The sequence below is a fragment of the Streptomyces sp. NPDC044061 genome, assembly GCF_056434305.1.
In genome coordinates, this window is sequence record NZ_JBWKFL010000025.1 from 121,825 (window position 1) to 142,526 (window position 20,702).

General features: G+C 69.6%; 10 protein-coding genes and 1 pseudogene. 6 read left to right on the plus strand and 5 right to left on the minus strand.

Annotated features, from left to right (window positions below; translation table 11 throughout):
* Positions 1 to 2: 2 nt before the first annotated feature.
* Both AC07CM_RS33715 and ngcE read right to left on the minus strand, forming a co-directional pair.
* Positions 3 to 929, minus strand: coding sequence for a carbohydrate ABC transporter permease (locus AC07CM_RS33715; protein ID WP_478880275.1), 927 nt, complete (start codon positions 927 to 929; stop codon positions 3 to 5).
* A gap of 28 nt (positions 930 to 957) precedes the next feature.
* Positions 958 to 2,403 (minus strand): N-acetylglucosamine/diacetylchitobiose ABC transporter substrate-binding protein, encoded by a 1,446-nt coding sequence (gene ngcE, locus AC07CM_RS33720; RefSeq protein WP_478880276.1) that lies wholly within the window; start codon positions 2,401 to 2,403, stop codon positions 958 to 960.
* 342 nt (positions 2,404 to 2,745) lie between these two features.
* Between ngcE and AC07CM_RS33725 the strand changes: the two genes are divergently transcribed.
* Positions 2,746 to 6,549, plus strand: coding sequence for a GH92 family glycosyl hydrolase (locus AC07CM_RS33725; RefSeq protein ID WP_478880277.1), 3,804 nt, complete (start codon positions 2,746 to 2,748; stop codon positions 6,547 to 6,549).
* A 60-nt stretch (positions 6,550 to 6,609) separates the two neighbouring features.
* Here AC07CM_RS33725 and AC07CM_RS33730 read toward each other — a convergent pair whose 3' ends face one another.
* Positions 6,610 to 9,873, minus strand: a complete 3,264-nt coding sequence (locus AC07CM_RS33730) for a GH92 family glycosyl hydrolase (protein ID WP_478880278.1) — start codon at positions 9,871 to 9,873, stop codon at positions 6,610 to 6,612.
* A gap of 472 nt (positions 9,874 to 10,345) precedes the next feature.
* Here AC07CM_RS33730 and AC07CM_RS33735 point away from each other — a divergent pair, with 472 nt between their 5' ends.
* Positions 10,346 to 13,075 carry a SpoIIE family protein phosphatase gene (locus AC07CM_RS33735; RefSeq protein WP_478880279.1) on the plus strand — a complete coding sequence of 910 codons (2,730 nt, stop codon included), beginning with the start codon at positions 10,346 to 10,348 and terminating at the stop codon, positions 13,073 to 13,075.
* On the opposite strand, the gene AC07CM_RS33740 is transcribed toward AC07CM_RS33735, so the two are convergent.
* Together AC07CM_RS33740 and acnA are read right to left on the minus strand one after the other, a co-directional pair.
* Positions 12,976 to 14,514, minus strand: coding sequence for a sensor histidine kinase (locus AC07CM_RS33740; protein WP_478880280.1), 1,539 nt, complete (start codon positions 14,512 to 14,514; stop codon positions 12,976 to 12,978). The two genes, AC07CM_RS33735 and AC07CM_RS33740, sit on opposite strands and share 100 nt — an antisense overlap.
* Before the next feature lie 159 nt (positions 14,515 to 14,673).
* A complete protein-coding gene (acnA, locus tag AC07CM_RS33745) occupies positions 14,674 to 17,391 on the minus strand; it encodes an aconitate hydratase AcnA (protein WP_478880281.1) in 2,718 nt (905 codons plus the stop codon).
* A gap of 363 nt (positions 17,392 to 17,754) precedes the next feature.
* Between acnA and AC07CM_RS33750 the strand changes: the two genes are divergently transcribed.
* The 4 genes and pseudogenes from AC07CM_RS33750 to AC07CM_RS33765 form a co-directional block, all read left to right on the plus strand.
* On the plus strand, positions 17,755 to 17,952 hold the full coding sequence (locus tag AC07CM_RS33750) for a DUF4236 domain-containing protein (protein WP_478880282.1): 198 nt from the start codon (positions 17,755 to 17,757) through the stop codon (positions 17,950 to 17,952).
* Positions 17,953 to 18,016: 64 nt separating this feature from the next.
* Positions 18,017 to 19,546, plus strand: coding sequence for a helix-turn-helix domain-containing protein (locus AC07CM_RS33755; protein WP_478880283.1), 1,530 nt, complete (start codon positions 18,017 to 18,019; stop codon positions 19,544 to 19,546).
* 269 nt (positions 19,547 to 19,815) lie between these two features.
* Positions 19,816 to 20,208 (plus strand): hypothetical protein, encoded by a 393-nt coding sequence (locus AC07CM_RS33760; protein ID WP_478880284.1) that lies wholly within the window; start codon positions 19,816 to 19,818, stop codon positions 20,206 to 20,208.
* 5 nt (positions 20,209 to 20,213) lie between these two features.
* Positions 20,214 to 20,610 (plus strand): annotated as a pseudogene (locus AC07CM_RS33765) (hypothetical protein); the annotation flags it as partial.
* Positions 20,611 to 20,702 lie beyond the last annotated feature (92 nt).

Below are 20,702 nucleotides of genomic sequence, written 5' to 3' on the forward strand. Positions count from 1 at the left end.
CTTCAGTACTCCAGCCGCTCGCGACGGCCCAGCCGCATCACGATCGCCGCGAAGGCGAGGGTGACGACGAGCAGGGCGACTCCGATGGTGGTGGCGTAGGCGGCCTGACCGTCCCGGAACGCCTTCTGGTACACGTACAGGACCATGACGGTGGTCGAGTAGTCGGGACCGCCCGGCCCGGTCGTCATGATCTGTACGACCGCGAACGACTCGGCGCCGAGCGCGAGGATGCCCATGTAGACCCAGCCGGACTGCACGGTGTCCCACAGCAGCGGCAGGGTGATGCGGAAGAACGTGGTGAAGCGGCTCGCGCCGTCCAGCAGGGCCGCCTCGTACAGCTCGGCCGGGATCGACGCCATGCCGGCGGAGAACAGGACCACGAAGAAGCCGACCGTGGACCACACGAGCACCGCCATCACGCACCACAGCGCGAGGCTCGGATCGCCCAGCCACAGCGGCTGGACGCCGTCCAGGCCGATCCCGCGCAGAAGTGAGTTGATCGCACCGCTGTCCGGGTTGTACGCGAAGGCGAACAGCAGCGACACGATCGCGATGGACAGGACCTGCGGGAAGAAATAGACGATCTTGTAGAAGGAGGAGCCCCGCACTCCGGAGACCACGGGGCCGCCCCTTCTCCGCCGTCCGCCCACATTGATCATGAAGGCGAAGAACAGCGCCAGACTGATCGTCACCAGCGGGAGCACCAGGGCGAACAGCAGACTGTGCTGCAACGACTTCCAGAAGATGTCGTCGTCGAACATCCTCTTGTAGTTGTCGAAGCCGACCATCTTGAATTCGGGGCTCAGGCCGGTCCAGTCCGTGAACGAGTAGTAGATCGACTGGATGAACGGCCACACCACGAAGAGCGCGTACAGTCCCAGGGGCAGTGCCAGAAACCCCACAATGAACCGGTACTTGCCGTGCTGCATCGCCACTCCGGTGCTGTAGAGGTGCTGGTTACTGGTGCTTGTAGTGCTTGATGGACGTGTCCTTCGCGGCCTCGTCGGCGAAGCCCTGGATCTTCTTGATGGCCTCGGCCGGGGTGAGCCGGCCGGCCATCATCTCGCCGAGACCGGCCACACCGATCTTCTCCTTCTGCAGCTGCACGTACCAGTCCTGGAGACGCGGATTCACCACGTTGGATCCGGCCTTGTCCAGCGCCGCCACGCCCGACTTCAGACCCGGGGTGAGGGTGATGCCGGTGGTGCCGCCGTTGTACGCGGTCAGCGACTTCACCTTGGCGGTGAAGTTCCTCGAGGACGCCTCGGAGAGCATGATGCGCAGCTGCTCCATGCCGCCCTCGGCGTTCGCCGCCTTGGCCGGGACGACGAAGGGCTCACCGCCGGAGGCCCAGATGGTGCCGAACGGCAGCTTGTCGGAGCTGTCGATGCCGGTGGGCGCGGAGACGGCGAGGTTGAAGTCGGCGGGGATGACGTTGGCCGACTCGTTCTCCACCCAGGAGCCGTTCGGGATGAACAGCGCCTTGCCCTTGGCCCAGGCGGTCTGCGACTGGATGTGGTCCAGGCCCGGGGTGCCCCTGAGGATGTAGCCCTTCTTGTAGAGCTCGTAGTAGGCCTCGAAACACGCCTTGACCGCCGGGTGCTTCCAGGCGTTCGGCTCCAGGTTGTCGATGGCGTCCAGCACCTCGCGGCCGCCGACCTTGCCGATCATCGGGTACAGCGAGAAGGGGACGTAGTACGGGTACTTGCCCGCGTACGTCCAGCCCGCCATGCCCTTCTTCTTGGCCTTCTCGCAGACCTTGAGCATCTCGTCCCAGGTCTCCGGGTACTTCTCGTCGAGGGAGTCCAGGGCCTTCTGCGAGTACCAGACGCCGTAGACGGTGTAGGCGTAGTACAGGATCCAGACCGGCTTGCCGTCGAACTGGCCCATCTCCACGATGCCGGGGCGCAGCGTGTCGCGGACCTTCTTGCCGGGGTCGTCGTACGACGGCGCGTCCAGCAGCGGGGTGAGGTCCGCCAGCTGGTTCTTGCCGACCAGGACGCCCATGTCCATCTGTTCGGCGCCGGAGTTGTCGATGAGGTCCGGCGGGTTGCCCTGGTTGAAGCGGGGCTGCAGGGTGGACTGGATCTTCTGGGTGGCGGCGAACTTCACCGTGGCCTTGGGGAAGTCCTTCTGGTAGATCTTCACGGCGTCCTGGGCGTACTCCTTGCCGAAGCCGCCGTCGAAGAGGACGAACTCCATCTTGGCGCTCTCGTTGACGCCGAGCGGGTTCTTCGCGGTCTTCTTGCCCGTCTTCGCCTTGTCCTGTCCGTCGCCGCCGCTGCTCGCGCAGGCGGACAGCAGCCCCATTCCGGGGGCCGCGACCAGGCCGAGCGCGGCCGAACGCTTGATCAGATCGCGGCGGCCGACGCCTTCGCCACCGTGGTGCGCAGTGGATCCCATGCTCAAGTCCTCGCCTTCTCCAGGACTCAGGCGGTGAACCGGATCCTCCCGGCACCGCGGTCGGGTAGTGCAGGGTCATGCGGGGGAAACGCCGACAGGTATAGTCCACTTCCCGCCAGCGGAGCAAGATCGAATGCAAGGTTGGCCATGGGTCTTTTCCGAGTTGAGACCTCTTGGAAATATGAGGTCCCTGTGAGCGCTCCGCGAGAAAAATTCCCGACATAGGCCCCTGAATGCCACACCCAACACCCTTGACATCATGGGCCACTTGACGCCCTACTGGTTCCTGCGCCCCGAAGTTGACAACGTTGTCCACAGCCGGCGCAGGGAGGGAATCCGTACATGCAGCGGAGAGCTCGGCACAGATACGGTACGGCGGTCGTTCTCACGGCCGCCTTTGTCATGGCCGTCGGGGCACAGGGCGCCGCGGTCGCCCTGCCCGGGCAGGGACCGGCGCCCGACCGGGAGTTCGCGTCCTCGTTCGAGGCGGGTGATCCCGCGCCCGACTGGCTGAACACCGTCGACACGGGACCGGACGGCACCAAGCGCGCGTCGGGCGTGGACGGTGGGTACAGCACGGGCATTCCGGGCAATGTCACCGATCATGTGACCGAGGTCCGGGCCAGCGGCGAGAACTCCGGCGCCGGCGAGGTGAAGGAGAACCTCGCCGACGGCGAGCCCGGCACCAAGTGGCTGACGTTCCAGCCCACCGGCTGGGTCGAGTTCGACCTGGACAAGCCCATCAAGCTGGTGACGTACGCGCTCACCTCGGCCAACGACTACGACGAGCGCGACCCCGAGGACTGGACGCTCCAGGGCTCCACGGACGGCAAGGACTGGAAGACGATCGACACCCGCTCGGGCGAGTCCTTCCCGGAGCGGTTCCAGACGAAGGCGTACGACCTCGCCGACCCGGCCGAGTACCAGCACTTCCGGCTGGACGTGACGAAGAACCACGGCGCCTCGGACATCCTGCAGCTCGCCGATGTGCAGTTCTCCACCGGCGGCGGAGGCGGCCCGGTGCCGCAGGACATGCTGTCGCTGGTCGACAAGGGCCCGAACGGTTCGCCGACGGCCAAGGCGCGGGCCGGTTTCACCGGAAAGCGGGCGCTGCGCTACGCCGGGCGGCACACGGCGGCCGGGCGGGCGTACTCGTCCAACAGGGTCTTCGACGTGAACGTGAAGGTCGGCACCGACACGCAGCTGTCGTACCGCATCTTCCCGTCGATGGCCGACGGCGACCGCGACTACGACGCCACCGACGTCTCCGTGGACCTGGCCTTCACCGACGGCACCTACCTGAGCGACCTCGGCGCGCTCGACCAGCACGGCTTCCCGCTGTCGCCGCGCGGGCAGGGCGAGGCGAAGGTGCTGTACGTCAACCAGTGGAACGACGTGGCCTCGCGGATCGGTTCGGTGGCGGCCGGCAAGACGGTCGACCGGATACTCGTGGCGTACGACTCCCCGGACGGGCCGGCCAAGTTCCGGGGCTGGATAGACGACGTCTCGCTCCGGCGGGCGGCCCCCGAGAAGCCGAAGGCGCACCTGTCGGACTACGCGCTCACGACCCGCGGCACCAACTCCAGCGGCAGCTTCTCACGCGGCAACAACTTCCCGGCGACGGCACTCCCGCACGGGTTCAACTTCTGGACGCCGGTGACGAACGCGTCCTCGCTGAGCTGGCTGTACGAGTACGCACGTGCGAACAACGACGACAACCTGCCCACGATCCAGGCGTTCAGCGCGAGCCACGAGCCCAGCCCCTGGATGGGTGACCGGCAGACCTTCCAGCTCATGCCCTCCGCCGCGTCCGGCACCCCGGACACCGGGCGTGAGGCACGGCAACTGGCCTTCCGGCACGAGAACGAGACCGCGCGGCCGTACTACTACGGCGTCCGGTTCGAGAACGGCCTGAAGGCCGAGATAGCACCGACCGACCACGCGGCGGCGCTGCGCTTCACCTACCCGGGCGACGACGCGAGCGTCCTGTTCGACAACGTCACCGAGCAGGCGGGCCTGACCCTGGACAAGGAGCACGGCGTCGTCACCGGCTACTCCGACGTGAAGTCCGGTCTGTCGACGGGCGCCACCCGTCTGTTCGTGTACGGCGAGTTCGACAAGCCGGTGAAGGACGGCGGGTCGAGCGGTGTGAAGGGCTATCTGCGCTTCGACGCGGGCGCCGACCGCACGGTCACGCTGCGCCTGGCCACCTCCCTGATCAGCGTCGACCAGGCGAAGGACAACCTGGGCCAGGAGATCCCGGGCGGCACCTCCTTCGACACGGTGCGGAAGCAGGCCCAGCACACCTGGGACAAGCTGCTCGGCAAGGTCGAGGTGGAGGGCGCGACCCCGGACCAGCTGACCACGCTGTACTCCAACATGTACCGGCTGTACCTGTACCCGAACTCCGGTTTCGAGGAGGTCGGAGGCAAGTACCGGTACGCCTCGCCCTTCTCCCCCATGCCGGGTCCGGACACCCCGACGCACACCGGCGCGAAGATCGTCGACGGCAAGGTGTACGTCAACAACGGCTTCTGGGACACCTACCGCACCACGTGGCCGGCTTACTCCTTCCTGACCCCGTCCCAGGCGGGCGAGATGGTCGACGGGTTCGTGCAGCAGTACAAGGACGGCGGCTGGACCTCCCGTTGGTCCTCCCCCGGGTACGCGGACCTGATGACCGGCACCTCCTCGGACGTTGCGTTCGCCGACGCGTACGTCAAGGGCGTGGGCTTCGACGCGAAGGCGGCGTACGACGCGGCGGTCAAGAACGCCACCGTCGTCCCGCCGTCCTCGGGCGTGGGCCGCAAGGGCATGAGCACCTCGCCGTTCCTCGGCTACACCAGCACCGACACCCACGAGGGCCTGTCGTGGGCGATGGAGGGCTACGTCAACGACTACGGCATCGCCAGGATGGGCGAGGCGCTGTACAGGAAGACGGGCGAGAAGCGCTACAAGGAGGAGTCGCAGTACTTCCTCAACCGCGCCCAGGACTACGTGAACCTCTTCGACTCCAAGGCGGGCTTCTTCCAGGGTCGTGACGCGAAGGGCGACTGGCGCCTGGACTCCTCGAAGTACGACCCGCGCGTGTGGGGCTACGACTACACGGAGACCAACGGCTGGGGCTACGCCTTCACCGCCCCGCAGGACAGCCGGGGCCTGGCCAACCTGTACGGCGGCAGGCAGGGACTCGCGGAGAAGCTCGACGAGTACTTCGCCACCCCGGAGACGGCCTCGCCGGACTACGTCGGTTCGTACGGCGGTGTCATCCACGAGATGACCGAGGCCCGGGACGTCCGGATGGGCATGTACGGCCACTCCAACCAGGTCGCGCACCACGTGATCTACATGTACGACGCGGCCGGCGAGCCCTGGAAGGCTCAGGCCGATGTCCGCGAGGCGCTGTCCCGCCTCTACACGGGCAGCGAGATCGGGCAGGGCTACCACGGCGACGAGGACAACGGCGAGCAGTCGGCCTGGTACCTCTTCTCCTCGCTCGGCTTCTACCCGCTGGTCATGGGCAGCGGCGCGTACGCCATCGGCTCCCCGCTGTTCAAGAAGGCGACCGTGCACCTGGAGAACGGCCGGGACCTGGTGATCAAGGCTCCGCGCAACAGCGCGAAGAACCTGTACGTGCAGGGTGTCAAGGTCAACGGCCGTCCCTGGACGTCCACTTCGCTCCCCCACTCGCTGCTGGCCAAGGGCGGGGTGCTGGAGTTCTTCATGGGGTCCAAACCCTCCACCTGGGGCAGCGGCAGGAACGCGGCCCCGGTCTCCATCACCCAGGACGACAAGGTGCCGACGCCCCGCGCGGACGTGCTGAAGGGTGACGGCGCCCTGTTCGACAACACCTCGGGGACGAGCGCCACGGTCACCTCGGTGGACCTTCCGGTCGGCGCGGCCACCCGGGCCGTCCAGTACACGCTGACCTCGTCGGCGGACCACACGAAGGCGCCGGCCGGCTGGACCCTGCAGGGCTCCACGGACGGCACCGCGTGGAAGACGCTGGACCACCGCTCCGGTGAAACGTTCACGTGGGACCGCCAGACCCGGGCGTTCACCATCGCCGCACCGGGCTCGTACACGAAGTACCGACTGGTGCTCGACGGCGAGTCGGCGCTGGCGGAGGTGGAACTGCTGGCCTGACCCTCCGGGCACGGGGAAGGGGCGGGTCCCTCGCGGGCCCGCCCCTTCGTCATGGCGCGATCAGCCGGTGGCCACGGTGAACACGTGCAGATCGGTGTTCTCCGGGAGCCGGACGCTCCTGATGCTCCTGCCCTCCGGCGCGCTGAACGGCTCGGTGGCGAAGACGTAGGTCGCCACCGGGTCCTTGTCGGCGCCCGCGACGTTGCGGTACGCGGTCCTGGCCACGACCTCGTTGCCGTACTGGACGGTGCCGCCTCCGCCGCCGACGGTCCAGTCCGTGAAGGAGAGGTCCACGGTGTCGGTCGTGCCGTCGGTGTAGGTGACGGTCGCCTTGGTCTGCTGGTTGCCGTTGACCGCGCTGCCGATGAAGGACAACCGGGTGGCGGGCGCGGGGAGTTCGACGGTCTGGCCGGCGGCCGAGGCGTTGTCGGGGCGGCCGGCGGGCGAGTTCGGCCAGGTGAAGGCGAGGCCGTCGACCGTGCCCCGGCCGCCCGGGGTCAGGCCCGCCGCGGCGAGGGCCTGGCGGGAGTAGCTCCAGCCGCCGCCGTCGTAGTCGGCCTCGTCGTGCTCGCCCTCGTCGTCGGAGATTCCCGTGTTGTCGTAGGCGGCGAGCAGGGTGCCCGGGGCGGCCACGGTCAGCGAGACCGGCTGCTCGTAGGAGGTGTCGCCCGAGGTCACCGTGACCCGCACGGCGTAGAAGCCCTGGGTGGCGTCCGCGGCCGCGGTGAGCGTGATCTCCTGGGAGCCGTCGGTGACCGTGCCCGCGGCGGGCGTGGCCGTGACACCGGCCGGGGTCTCCACCCGGAAGCGCACCTCGGGTCCGGTGCCGCCGCTCAGCGCCAGCGCACGGATCACGGTCTTCGTGCTGTCACCTGGTGCGACCGTGGCGGCGGTGGGCCCGACGCCGATCTGGTACGGCTGCTCACCCTCCCGGAAGGACGGCGGCGGCGAGGCCGAGCCCCAGGTGCGGTTCGGGGTGGTGGCCAGGGTGTAGTCGAGGCGGCCGCCGTCGCGCACGAAGGAGGCGGGCAGCCACGGCCGGTCGCTGCCGCGGCCGTCGACCTTCAGGGACTGCACGTACGGCGCGTCGGCCGCCGCTCCGCTCGCGTGGACGGAGATGTCGTTGCCGTGCGGCCGGTGGATCTCGATCCGCTCGAACAGCGGTGAGGCCAGGACGAGTTCGGCACGCGAGGGCACCTGCGGGTACATACCGAGCGCGGAGAAGACGTACCAGGACGACATCGCGCCGAGGTCGTCGTTGCCCGGGATGCCGCCCGGCTCGGTCGACCACAGCCGCCGCATGGCCGCGCGGACGGTCTCCTGCGCCTTGTAGGGGGCACCGGCGTAGTCGTACAGGTAGGGCACGTTGATCGACGGCTCGTTGTCCATCTCGGACTTGGTGCCGCCGTTGCCGGTGAAGGCCCAGCCGCCGTCGGCGGTGTGGAAGAAGTCGTCCAGCCGGGCGAGTGCCTTGTCCCGGCCGCCCAGCGCGGCGAAGAGCCCGGCGGGGTCGTGCTGGACCATCCAGGTGTACTGGGCGGCCGTGCCCTCGACGAACCCGTTGCCGGTGCCGGGGGTGAAGCCGGTGACCCAGCTGCCGTCGGCCTTGCGGTTGGCGATGTAGCCGCCGCTCCCGTCGGCCGCGATGTCGAAGTTGTTCTGCCACCACTGGGACCGGCGGGCGAAGGCCGCCGCCGTGTCCTTCTTCCCGGCCGCCGCGGCAAGCTGGGCGAGGGAGAAGTCGGCGGTGGACATCTCCAGGGTCTCGGCGGCGCCGCCCCAGGCGTTGGAGACGCTGGGCATGTAGTGCAGCTTGAGGTACTTGTCGAGGGAGGGGCGCTGGCCCACCGACAGCACCGGCTTGCCGGCCGCCGACAGGTCCTGCTGGGTGGGTACGGTCGCCGCCTGGACCAGCGAGTCCAGGGCGCCCTTCAGATCGAAGCCGGTGCCGCCGAAGGCGCGGATGCCGGCCAGTGCCGTGGGCGAGGGGTCGCCGTTCATGACGTGGGTGCCGCTCGCGCCGTGCAGCCAGCGGTCCCAGACGCCGCCGTTCTGCCGGGCGAGCTCGTACAGCGACTGCGCGACGTCGGAACCCGTGCGCGGGTCGAGCAGGGTCAGCAGCTGCACCTGGTCGCGGTAGACGTCCCAGCCGGAGAAGGTGCCGTACTGGGCCCGGTGGCCGCGGCCCACTCGGTGCACCTTGCCGTCGCCGCCCCGGTAGCGGCCGTCGGCGTCGCTGATCACGTTGGGGTGCAGCAGGGCGTGGTAGAGGGCGGTGTAGAAGGTGGTGCGGTCGGCGTCCGTGCCGCCGCCGACCCGGATGGCGGCCAGCCGGTCGCGCCAGGCGCGGCGGGCCGCGGTCCGCACCGCCTCGAAGGAGCGGTCCGGCGGGTTCTCCGCCCTGAGGTTGGCCTCGGCGGCCTGCCGGCTCACATAGGAGATGCCGACCTTGACGTTCACCGGACCGGTGCCGGGCGCGAACTCGACGTACCCGCCGGCGCCCTTGCCCGCGACGGGCCGGCCGCCGTGCGAGAAGCCGCCCGTGCCGCCGGACGCCTCCCGGGATCCCGGGCTCAGCCTGTCGTCCTGCCAGGTGCCGGTGGCCGTGAAGGCGCGGTCGAAGCGGGCGGTGAAGTAGAGGGTGTAGTAGGAGCGCTGCCCCTCCGGGTCGAGGTAGCCGCAGAAGTCCCCGGAGGTGACCGAGCCGGAGACGGTACGGGTCGCGGGGTCGATGGTGATCGCCGAGTCCTCCGAGCCGACCTCGGAGTTGGCGGTGCGCACGAGCAGTGAGGCGGGCTTGTCCGCCGGGTAGGTGAAGCGGGCCGAGCCGGTGCGGGCGGTCGCGGTGAGGTCGGCGGTGACGCCGGAGGCCAGACCCACCTTGTAGTGGCCGGGCTCGGCGGTCTCGTCACCGTGACCGAAGCCGGAGGCGTAGACGGCGTCCTTGGTGTCGCTCGCCGGGGAGGAGGTGACCTCGCCCGCGTACGGGAAGAACGGGATGTCGCCGCTGCCGCCCGCACAGCCCGTACCGGACATGTGGGTCAGGCTGAAGCCGCGGATGCGCGTGGCGTCGTACTGGTAGCCGCCCGGCGCGGCGGTACGGGTGGCGTCGCCTCTGGTGTTCTCGGGGCTCCAGGAGAGCATGCCGAAGGGCACGACGGCGCCCGGGAAGACGTTGCCGCCGTTCTTGGTTCCGATCAGCGGATCCACGTACGGGGTCGGATCCTTGACGAGGCCGGGGGGACCCGCGGTCGCCGCGAGGGCCGGGGTGGCGCCGGTCGCGAGCAGCGCGGCCAGCAGCAGGGACATGGGACGGAAACGCATGACGCGGCCCTTCCTCCTAACGGACGGGTCGCGCACCACAGGTCGCACAAGCCGCAGGGACAGTAACGTGCGCCACCCGTAGCACGGAAGACCGCGTACGCCTCGGCGACCACACCCGCAGATCACCCGGTCGAGCTACCTCAAGTGGCTTGACATCGTTGTCGGTTGAGGCGGTAAAGTCATGTACAGACCATAGACAACGTTGTCGCGTGCCACACGGCCGAGATTCTCCGAAGAGCCTCGACCCACAAGCCAGCACCACCCGGGCAGGGACGTCACCCCCCTCACCTGCCCGGCTCGCGGACCCGGTGAGCACGGCCACCGGGTCCGCCCAGAGCGGTTCTCAACGGCCCGACGAGGGACGGATGGTGAGAATTTTGGGAGCGCTCCCACGCCATTTTGGGCCGGAATGTGATGTCCATCGCTTGGAACAGCCATAGTCACCGGCAAACGCCAGTGTTAGAAATGTCGCATGTCGGACCGAATCGGCCGATTCAGGAAAACGTCGTGGCGCTCGTTCGTCGGCAAGAGCCCGCGCAGCGTCGCCGGGCAGGTTTTCATCCTGCAGGTGGCCCTGGTCGTGGTGCTCGTCGTCTGCGCCGTCTTCGCCCTTGTCCTGCAGTCGGAACGTGACACAAGCACGGAGGCCAAGCGCCGGTCCATAGCCGTCGCGCAGACCTTCGCGCACTCGCCGGGCGTCGTGCAGGCGCTGGACTCGCCCAGCCCGTCGAAAGTGCTCCAACCGCTCACCGAGGCGGGTCGCAAGACCGCGGGCGTCGACTTCATCGTGGTCATGGACACCAAGGGCATCCGCTACACCCACCCCATTCCGAGCAAGATCGGAAAGCGGTTCGTGGGCACGATCGGACCGTCGCTGGCCGGCAAGGTCTACACCGAGAGCGTCCACGGCCCGCTGGGCCACGAGGTTCAGGCGACCGTCCCCATCTACGACTCCCACGGGAAGGTGACGGCCCTCGTCTCCGCCGGGCTGAAGGTCAAGAACGTCACCAACGAGGTGGACCGGCAGCTGCCGATCATCCTGGGCGCGGGTGCGGCGGCGTTCGTGGTGTCGACCGGCGGAACGGCACTGGTGGGCAGGCGGCTGCGGCGGCAGACCCACAGCCTGGCCCCGGCCGAGATGTCCCGCATGTACGAGCACCACGACACGGTGCTGCACTCCGTGCGGGAGGGCGTGCTCATCGTCCAGGACGACGGGCGGCTGCTGCTGGCCAACGACGAGGCCCGGCGGCTGCTGGAACTGCCCCCCGAGGCCGAGGGACGCAATGTGCGCGAGCTGTCGGGCCTGGACCCCGAGATGACCGAGCTGCTCGTCACCGGCCGCGAGGCCACCGACGAGGTGCACTTCGCCGGAGGACGCCTGCTGGCGGTCAACCAGCGGCCCACGGACGGCGCCGGAGGCCCCCGGGGAACCGTGGTGACGCTCCGCGACTCTACGGAGCTTCAGGCCGTGTCCGGCCGGGCGGAGGTCACCCGTGAGCGGCTGGAGCTGCTGTACGACGCGGGACTGGGCATCGGCACCAGCCTCGACGTGGTCCGCACCGCCGACGAGCTGGCGCAGCTCGCCGTCCCGCGCTTCGCCGACTTCGTCACCGTGGACGTGGCCGACCCCGTGCTGCACGGCGAGGAACCGGGCCCCACGGCGACGGACATGCGGCGCGTGGCCGTGGGCGGCATCCGGGACGACCATCCGCTGTACGAGAAGGGCCGGCTGATCGACTTCCTGCCCTCCACCCCGCAGGCGCGCGGCTACGACGCCGGCCGCTCCCAGCTGGTGAGCGACCTGTCGACCGCGCAGGACTGGCAGGTGCAGGACCCGGAGCGGGCCCGGCAGATCGTGGACTTCGGCATCCACTCGCTGATCACCGCCCCCATCCAGGCCCGCGGTGTCGTGCTGGGCATGGTCAACTTCTGGCGCTCCAAACGTGAGGCCTTCGACGAGGAGGAGCTGTCACTGGCGGAGGAGCTGGTGGCCCGGGTGGCGGTCAGCATCGACAACGCCCGCCGGTACACCCGCGAGCACGCGCTGGCGGTCACCCTCCAGCGCAGCCTGCTGCCGCGGGCGCTGCCCGAGCAGAGCGCCCTCGACGTGGGCTACCGCTACCTGCCCGCCCAGTCGGGGGTCAGCGGGGACTGGTTCGACGTGATCCCGCTGCCGGGCGGCCGGGTGGCGCTGGCCGTCGGCGACGTGGTCGGGCACGGCCTGCACGCCGCCGCGACGATGGGACGGCTGCGGACCGCGGTGCACAACTTCTCCACCCTCGACCTGCCGCCCGACGAGCTGCTCAGTCATCTGGACGACCTGGTCGGCCGCATCGACCAGAACGAGGCCTGTCCGGAGACGGCCGGCGAGATCGTGGGCGCCACCTGTCTGTACGCGATCTACGACCCGGTGACGCGCCGCTGCGTGATGGCCCGTGCGGGGCATCTGGCACCGGCGCTGGTCCACCCCGACGGCACCGCCACCTTCGCCGACGTACCGGCCGGGCCGCCGCTGGGCCTGGGCGGCATGCCGTTCCGGACGGCCGAGCTGGAGATCCCCGAGGGCAGCCAGCTCGTCCTGTACACCGACGGGCTCATAGAGGACCGTACGCGGGACCTGGACGTCGGCATGGAGCTGCTGCGCCGGGCACTGGCGGGTCACCCCGACCGGGAGCCCGAGGAGAGCTGTCAGGCGGTGCTGGAGGAGCTGCTGCCCGAGCGACCCAAGGACGACGTGGCCCTGCTGATCGCGCGCACCCGGGCGCTGCCGCCGGAGAACGTCGCCGACTGGGACGTGCCGCGCGACCCGGCCGCCGTGTCGGGAATGCGCGGCGCGGTGTCCGACAAGCTCGAGGAGTGGGGCCTGGCCGAGCTGGGCTTCGGCATGGAGCTCGTGCTGAGCGAGCTGATCACCAACGCCATCCGCTACGCCTCCGATCCGATCCATGTGCGGCTGATCCGGGACCGCACCCTGATCTGCGAGGTGGCCGACGGCAGCAGCACCTCCCCGCATCTGCGGTACGCCGCGACGACCGACGAGGGCGGACGTGGTCTGTTCCTGGTCTCGCAGATGACCGAGCGCTGGGGCACCAGGTACACGCCTCAGGGCAAGGTGATCTGGGCCGAGGTGGCGCTCCCCGCGGTCCCGGAGGTCCCGGAGATCCCGGAGCTCGCCGACATCCCGGACATCCCCCTGGAGTGAGCCGCTTCGGCCGCGGGGAGTTCGACCGTGAACTCGGTCCGGCCCGGCGCACCGTCCACGCGGACGCCGCCGCCATGCGCCGCCGTGATCCCCGCGACGACCGCGAGCCCGAGGCCGGAACCGCCCCGCGCGCCGGGGGCCCGGGAGCGTGAGGTGTCGGCGCGGGTGAAGCGTTCGAAGACGGCCGGAAGCAGCTCGGGCGGGATTCCGGGGCCGTCGTCGCGGACGCGGATCACGTGGTGGGCGGCGGTGGACTCCACGGTGGTGGTGACGGTCGTACCGGCCGGGGTGTGCATCGTCGCGTTGGCCAGCAGGCCGGCCACCACCCGGCGCAGCCCGGCCTCGTCCCCGGTGACCACGGCGGCGGGCAGGTCCGGGCGGAGTTCGAGCCGCCACACGTGGTCGGCGCCGTCGGCCCGGGCGTCCCACACCGCCTCGGCGACCACGGCCACGAGGTCCACCTCGGCGCTCGGCGGCGGGCGCCCTTCGTCGAGGCGGGCGAGCAGCAGCAGGTCCTCGACCAGGGCCGTCATGCGTGCCGACTCGGCGAGGACCCGGCGCCAGGCGGGGTCCGGGGCGGTGCGGTTCATCAGCTCGGCGTACCCGGCGACGGAGGTGAGCGGGGTGCGCAGTTCGTGCCCGGCGTCGGCGACGAAGCGGCGCATGCGCTCCTCGGCGCGCCGGCGTTCGGCGAGCGAGGCCTCGACGTGGTCGATCATCCGGTTGAGCGCCGCGCCGACCTGGCCGGCCTCGCTGCCGGGGTCGGTGTCGCGTTCGGGCACCCGGGGCAGCGCGCCCACCCGGCCGTGCCCGAGGGGCACCCGGGAGACCTCACCCGCGGTGGCGGCGACCCGGCCGAGCGGGCGCAGCTGCCGCCGGATGACGACAGCGCAGCCACCGCCGGCGGCCGCGAGTCCGGCGGCCCCGACGACCGCCTCGATCTCGACCAGCCGGCCGAGGGTGGCCCGGACGTCGTCCATGGGCAGGCCGGTGAGGACGCGGATGCCGCTCGCGTCCAGGGCGGTGACCCGGTAGGTACCGAGTCCGGGCACCGTGCGGGTGCGCGCGGTGCCGTCGGCCGGGAGGCCGGTGAGGGCGGTGCGCTGGACGGGGGTGAGGGTGCGCGGGGCCGCGCCCTGGGTGACGACCGCGGCGGAGACGACGCGTCCGCCGGCGTCGAGCCGGGCGGCGAGCAGCCCGGACGGGTGGCCGCCCGCGCCGAGGAAGGTCAGGTCGGCTGGGAGTCCGGGGTGGAGCGCGGCCCCGCCCACGCTGTGTTCGGCGGCTTCACCGACGCGGTCGTCCAGGGCGCTCATCAGATAGGCGCGCTGGGCGAGGACGGTGACGAGCGCGAGCGCCCCGCACACCACGACGAGGGTGGTGGCGACGAGGACCAGCAGGCGTGTGCGCAGCGAGCGGATCCGCGGGCGGCGGCTCATCCGCGGGACCCAGGAGTGCCAGACATGTAGCGATTGTGTTCCGGTCTCCTGGGGGAGCCCTGTGTTCCGCCTGAGTGTGCGGGATGACCGGGGGCGGACACGGCGGAGGGCCGCACCCCGTCACCGGGGATGCGGCCCTCGACTGCCGTGCCGTACCGCTTACTTGCGGATCAGGTTGCGCAGCACGTACTGCATGATGCCGCCGTTGCGGTAGTAGTCGGCCTCACCGGGGGTGTCGATGCGGACGACCGCGTCGAACTCCACACCGGTGTCGGTGCTGACCTTGACCGTGCGCGGGGTGGTGCCGTCGTTCAGCTCGGTGACGCCGGAGAACGAGAAGGTCTCCTCACCGGTCAGGCCGAGGGAGGCGGCGGACTGGCCCTCCGGGAACTGGAGCGGCAGCACGCCCATGCCGATGAGGTTCGAGCGGTGGATGCGCTCGTAGGACTCGGCGATGACGGCCTTGACGCCGAGGAGCGCGGTGCCCTTGGCCGCCCAGTCGCGGGACGAGCCGGAGCCGTACTCCTTGCCGGCCAGGACGACCAGCGGGATGCCGGCGGCCTGGTAGTTCTGCGAGGCGTCGTAGATGAACGACACCGGCGCGTCCGCCTGGGTGAAGTCGCGGGTGTAGCCGCCCTCGGTGCCCGGCGCGATCTGGTTGCGCAGGCGGATGTTGGCGAACGTGCCGCGGATCATGACCTCGTGGTTGCCTCGGCGGGAGCCGTAGGAGTTGAAGTCACGACGCTCCACACCGTGCTCGGTGAGGTACTTGCCCGCCGGGGTGTCGGCCTTGATGGCACCGGCCGGGGAGATGTGGTCGGTGGTGACCGAGTCGCCGAGCTTGGCGAGCACGCGGGCGCCGGCGATGTCCTCGACCGGGGCCGGCTCCATGCCCATGCCCTCGAAGTACGGGGGCTTGCGGACGTAGGTGGACTCGGCGTCCCACTCGAAGGTGTTGCCGGTCGGGACCGGGAGGGACTGCCACTGGGCGTCGCCGGCGAAGACGTCGCTGTAGGACTTGGAGAACATGTCCTCGCCGATGGCACCGGCGACGACTTCGTTCACCTCGGCCTCGGAGGGCCAGATGTCCTTCAGGAAGACGGGGTTGCCGTCCTGGTCGGTGCCGAGCGCCTCACGGGTGATGTCCACCTTCATGGAGCCCGCGATGGCGTACGCGACGACCAGCGGCGGGGACGCCAGGTAGTTCATCTTGACGTCGGGGTTGATGCGGCCCTCGAAGTTCCGGTTGCCGGAGAGGACCGAGGTGACCGCGAGGTCGTGGTCGTTGACGGCCTTGGAGACCTCCTCCGGCAGCGGGCCGGAGTTGCCGATGCAGGTGGTGCAGCCGTAACCGACGAGGTTGAAGCCCAGCTTGTCCAGGTACGGGGTGAGGCCGGCCCGCTCGAAGTAGTCGGTGACGACCTTCGAGCCCGGGGCGAGGGTGGACTTGACCCACGGCTTGCGGGTGAGGCCCTTCTCGACCGCCTTCTTGGCGACCAGGGCGGCGCCGATCATGACGTACGGGTTGGAGGTGTTGGTGCAGGAGGTGATGGCCGCGACCGTCACAGCACCGTGGTCCAGCTCGTAGGTCGTGCCGTCGGGGGCCGTGACCTGGACCGGGTTGGAGGGGGCGCCGTTCGGGTGGACGGCCGGGGCGTCGGAGGCCGGGAAGGACTCCACGCCCGCCTCGTCCACGACATCGACGTAGTTGCGGACGTCGAGCTTGAACTGCTCGGCGGCGTCGGCGAGGACGATGCGGTCCTGCGGGCGCTTCGGGCCGGCGATGGACGGGACGACCGTGGACAGGTCCAGCTCGAGCTTCTCGGAGAAGTCCGGCTCGGCCTGCGGGTCCAGCCAGAGGCCCTGCTGCTTGGCGTAGGCCTCGACGAGCGCGACCTGCTGCTCGGAGCGGCCGGTCAGGCGCAGGTAGTTCAGGGTCTCGTCGTCGATCGGGAAGATCGCGGCGGTGGAGCCGAACTCCGGCGACATGTTGCCGATGGTGGCGCGGTTGGCGAGGCTCGTCGCGGCCACGCCCTCGCCGTAGAACTCGACGAACTTGCCGACCACACCGTGCTTGCGGAGCATCTCGGTGATGGTGAGCACGAGGTCGGTGGCGGTGGTGCCGGCGGGCAGCTCGCCGGTCAGCTTGAAGCCGACGACGCGCGGGATGAGCATGGAGACCGGCTGGCCGAGCATGGCGGCCTCGGCCTCGATGCCGCCGACGCCCCAGCCGAGGACGCCGAGGCCGTTGACCATCGTGGTGTGCGAGTCGGTGCCGACCAGGGTGTCCGGGTAGGCCTTGCCGTCGCGGACCATGACGACGCGGGCCAGGTGCTCGATGTTCACCTGGTGGACGATGCCGGTGCCCGGCGGGACGACCTTGAACTCGTCGAAGGCGGTCTGGCCCCAGCGCAGGAACTGGTAGCGCTCCTTGTTGCGGCCGTACTCCAGCTCGACGTTCTGCTTGAAGGCGTCGTTGGTGCCGAACTTGTCGGCGATGACGGAGTGGTCGATGACCAGCTCGGCCGGCGCCAGCGGGTTGATCTTCGCCGGGTCGCCGCCCAGCTCCTTCACGGCCTCACGCATGGTCGCGAGGTCCACGACGCAGGGCACGCCGGTGAAGTCCTGCATGATCACGCGGGCCGGCGTGAACTGGATCTCCTGCGAGGGCTGGGCCTGGGAGTCCCAGCTGCCGAGGGCGCGGATGTGGTCGGCGGTGATGTTCGCGCCGTCCTCCGTGCGGAGCAGGTTCTCCAGCAGGACCTTGAGGCTGTACGGCAGCCGGGCCGAGCCCTCCACCTTGTCCAGCCGGAAGATCTCGTACGACTCGTCGCCCACCTGCAGCGTGCTGCGGGCGTCGAAGCTGTTCGCCGACACGACAGTCTCCTTCATTGATGTGCGCGTACCACCGTCAATCGTGCCGCCACGCCGACTTGGCCGATCCAGTAAGGTCAGGCTAAGTTAGGCAAACCTTACTGGAGTGGCGACCGCGGTGCGCCTCGGTAGATATCTCGATGTCGAGATAACTCTAGTACATGGGGGCTGGATGGTCATGCCCGGCCGGGCCCGGCCCTGCCGTTTTTCGGTGGCGTGGGCCACAGTCGAGCATCCCGCGCCGGCCGGACCGGCGCACACCGGACACCCTCCCGCGACCATCCGTGACCGCCGGCCATCTCCACGCGGGAACGGGGTATCCGAGTTGAACGGCACTCGGCCCGGAGACAACCCAAGGAGGCATCCATGCCACTCACTTTCCGCAAGAGCTTCCGGATCCTGCCCGGGGTGCGACTGAACATCAACCGGCACTCCTGGTCCATCACCACCGGCGGCGAGCACGGCCCGCGGCACACTCGCAGCAGCTCCGGACGTCGTACGACATCGGTGGATTTGCCCGGACCTTTCGGATGGCGTCGCACCCGTACGACCAGGGGCCGTTGACGGGGCATCACCCGAATGGACCCCCCAACAGGCGCCATCTCATATCTGAGATAACCTCAACCCCATGGCAGACGACTACCTCGTACGCATCGGCAAGCTCATCCGTGACGCCCGGCAACACCGTGGCTGGACACAGACGCAGCTCGCGGAGGCGCTGGGCACCAGCCAGAGCGCCGTCAACCGCATCGAGCGCGGGAACCAGAACATCAGCCTTGAGATGATCGCCCGAATCGGTGAAGCCCTGGACAGCGAGATCGTGTCGCTGGGCTATGCGGGGCCGATGCATCTGCGCGTGGTCGGCGGACGCCGTCTGTCCGGCGCCATCGACGTGAAGACCAGCAAGAACGCCTGTGTCGCCCTGCTGTGCGCCTCGCTGCTGAACAAGGGCCGCACGGTGCTGCGCCGGGTGGCCCGGATCGAGGAGGTGTACCGCCTGCTGGAGGTGCTCAACTCCATCGGCGTGCGCACCCGCTGGATCAACGACGGGGTCGACCTCGAGCTGGTGCCGCCCGCCGAGCTGGAGATGGCGGCCATCGACGCGGAGGCGGCCGTCCGCACCCGCTCCATCATCATGTTCCTCGGTCCGCTGCTGCACCGCATGGACCACTTCAAGCTGCCGTACGCCGGCGGCTGCGACCTCGGCACCCGGACCATCGAACCGCACATGATCGCGCTGCGCCGGTTCGGTCTGGACATCGCGGCCACCGAGGGCCAGTACCACGCGCGGGTGGACCGCACGGTCCGCCCCGACCGCCCGATCGTCCTGACCGAGCGCGGCGACACGGTGACCGAGAACGCGCTGCTGGCCGCCGCCCGGCACGACGGCGTGACGGTCATCCGCAACGCCTCCTCCAACTACATGGTCCAGGACCTGTGCTTCTTCCTGGAGGCGCTCGGCGTCAAGGTCGAGGGCATCGGCACCACCACGCTGACCGTGCACGGCGTGCCGAACATCGACGTCGACGTCGACTACTCCCCCTCCGAGGACCCGGTCGAGGCGATGAGCCTGCTGGCCGCAGCGGTGGTGACGGAGTCGGAACTGACGGTCCGCCGCGTCCCCATCGAGTTCCTGGAGATCGAGCTGGCGGTCCTTGAGGAGATGGGCCTCGACCACGACCGCAGCCCCGAGTACTTCGCGGACAACGGCCGTACGCGCCTGGTCGACCTCACGGTCCGCCCCTCCAAGCTCGAGGCCCCGATCGACAAGATCCACCCCATGCCCTTCCCGGGCCTGAACATCGACAACGTCCCCTTCTTCGCGGCCATCGCGGCGGTCGCGCAGGGCCAGACCCTCATCCACGACTGGGTCTACGACAACCGCGCGATCTACCTGACCGACCTCAACCGCCTGGGCGGCCGCCTCCAACTCCTGGACCCGCACCGCGTCCTGGTGGAGGGCCCGACCCGCTGGCGCGCCGCCGAGATGATGTGCCCACCGGCCCTGCGCCCCGCCGTGGTCGTCCTGCTGGCGATGATGGCGGCGGAGGGCACATCGGTCCTGCGCAACGTGTACGTCATCAACAGGGGTTACGAGGACCTCGCGGAGCGCCTGAACTCGATCGGGGCGCAGATCGAGATCTTCCGGGACATCTGAAAGTCTTCAGAAACAACGCCGCTACACCCCTCCTGACCCGCGTGTATGCGAGCCAGGAGGGGGATCGGCTTCGCCCGTGGGACTTCTCAGGGACTTTTGGACCGGGCTGAGGGACGGATTGCCCGGCACTCCACGTGATGCGTCACCGGAAGGACGCCAGCCTGAGCGAGTCACAGACGAGCACAGGTCGGGGCGGGCCTCTCTACTCACTGCGGACGCAAGCTCGCGCATCATGCCCCTTACCGCTCCCCTGCCGTCATAATGGAGGCATGTCCTCCAGCGCACAGCACCCCGCACCTCCGCCAATCGGCCTCTCAGGCGCGGTCGCCGAGGACGTCGAGCTGTACCGGGAGAAGTTCCGGCGGCGTCTGCCGCAGTCGCTGGACGAGTTGCACGGCCCGACCCAGGGGATCGTGGAGCTGCCGCTACACATGGCCTGGTCGGGGATGACCTCGTACGACATGAGCAGGCCTCGCCAGCGTATGGGCCTGTACCGCACCGTCCTGCACGAGGGTCTGCACGACGACCTGCCCCACTACCTCAACCAGGACCTGCTCCTCCAGTTGTGGCCAGTGCTGCGCACGCTCGTCGGTCGCACCGTGCGCTCCGTATGGGAAGACGCCTTCCCCCAGCTCGCCTCCCGCACCCCGGCAGCGGCGTGACGGACATGCCGGAGCTGCACACGCGGCTCCTGGCGGTGTGATCGCGCTCGGTTCCCCGTATCCACCGGTTCTCACCGGTGGATACGCCGTGCGGGCACACCGCCTCGTGAACCGCCCCCCCAGGACCTCGACGTCGCCACCGAGAACCCGGCGCCCATGGCCGACATCGCCGCCACGCTCCGCGCCGGCCTGGAAGCCCGCGGCTGGAAGGTGCACGCGTTGGAGACCGCCCCGCTGTCCGCCCGCTTCACCGTGTCCGACCCGGCCACAGGGCGGGAATGCGAAGTCGACATCCTCAAGGAGATCTTCTGGCGGCCGGTCGCCCAGAGCCCGTACGGGCCTGTCCTCGCGGAGGAGCACGTGATCGGAACCAAGGTCCGCGCCCTCGCCGACCGCGGAGCGCTTATCTAGGGTCGTTTCTCTTCTGTCTTTGATGTAAACGTCACTTGTTGTCGTGTAGCTCGTTGTCCCTCGTGGAGTTCTTATCTTCAGTG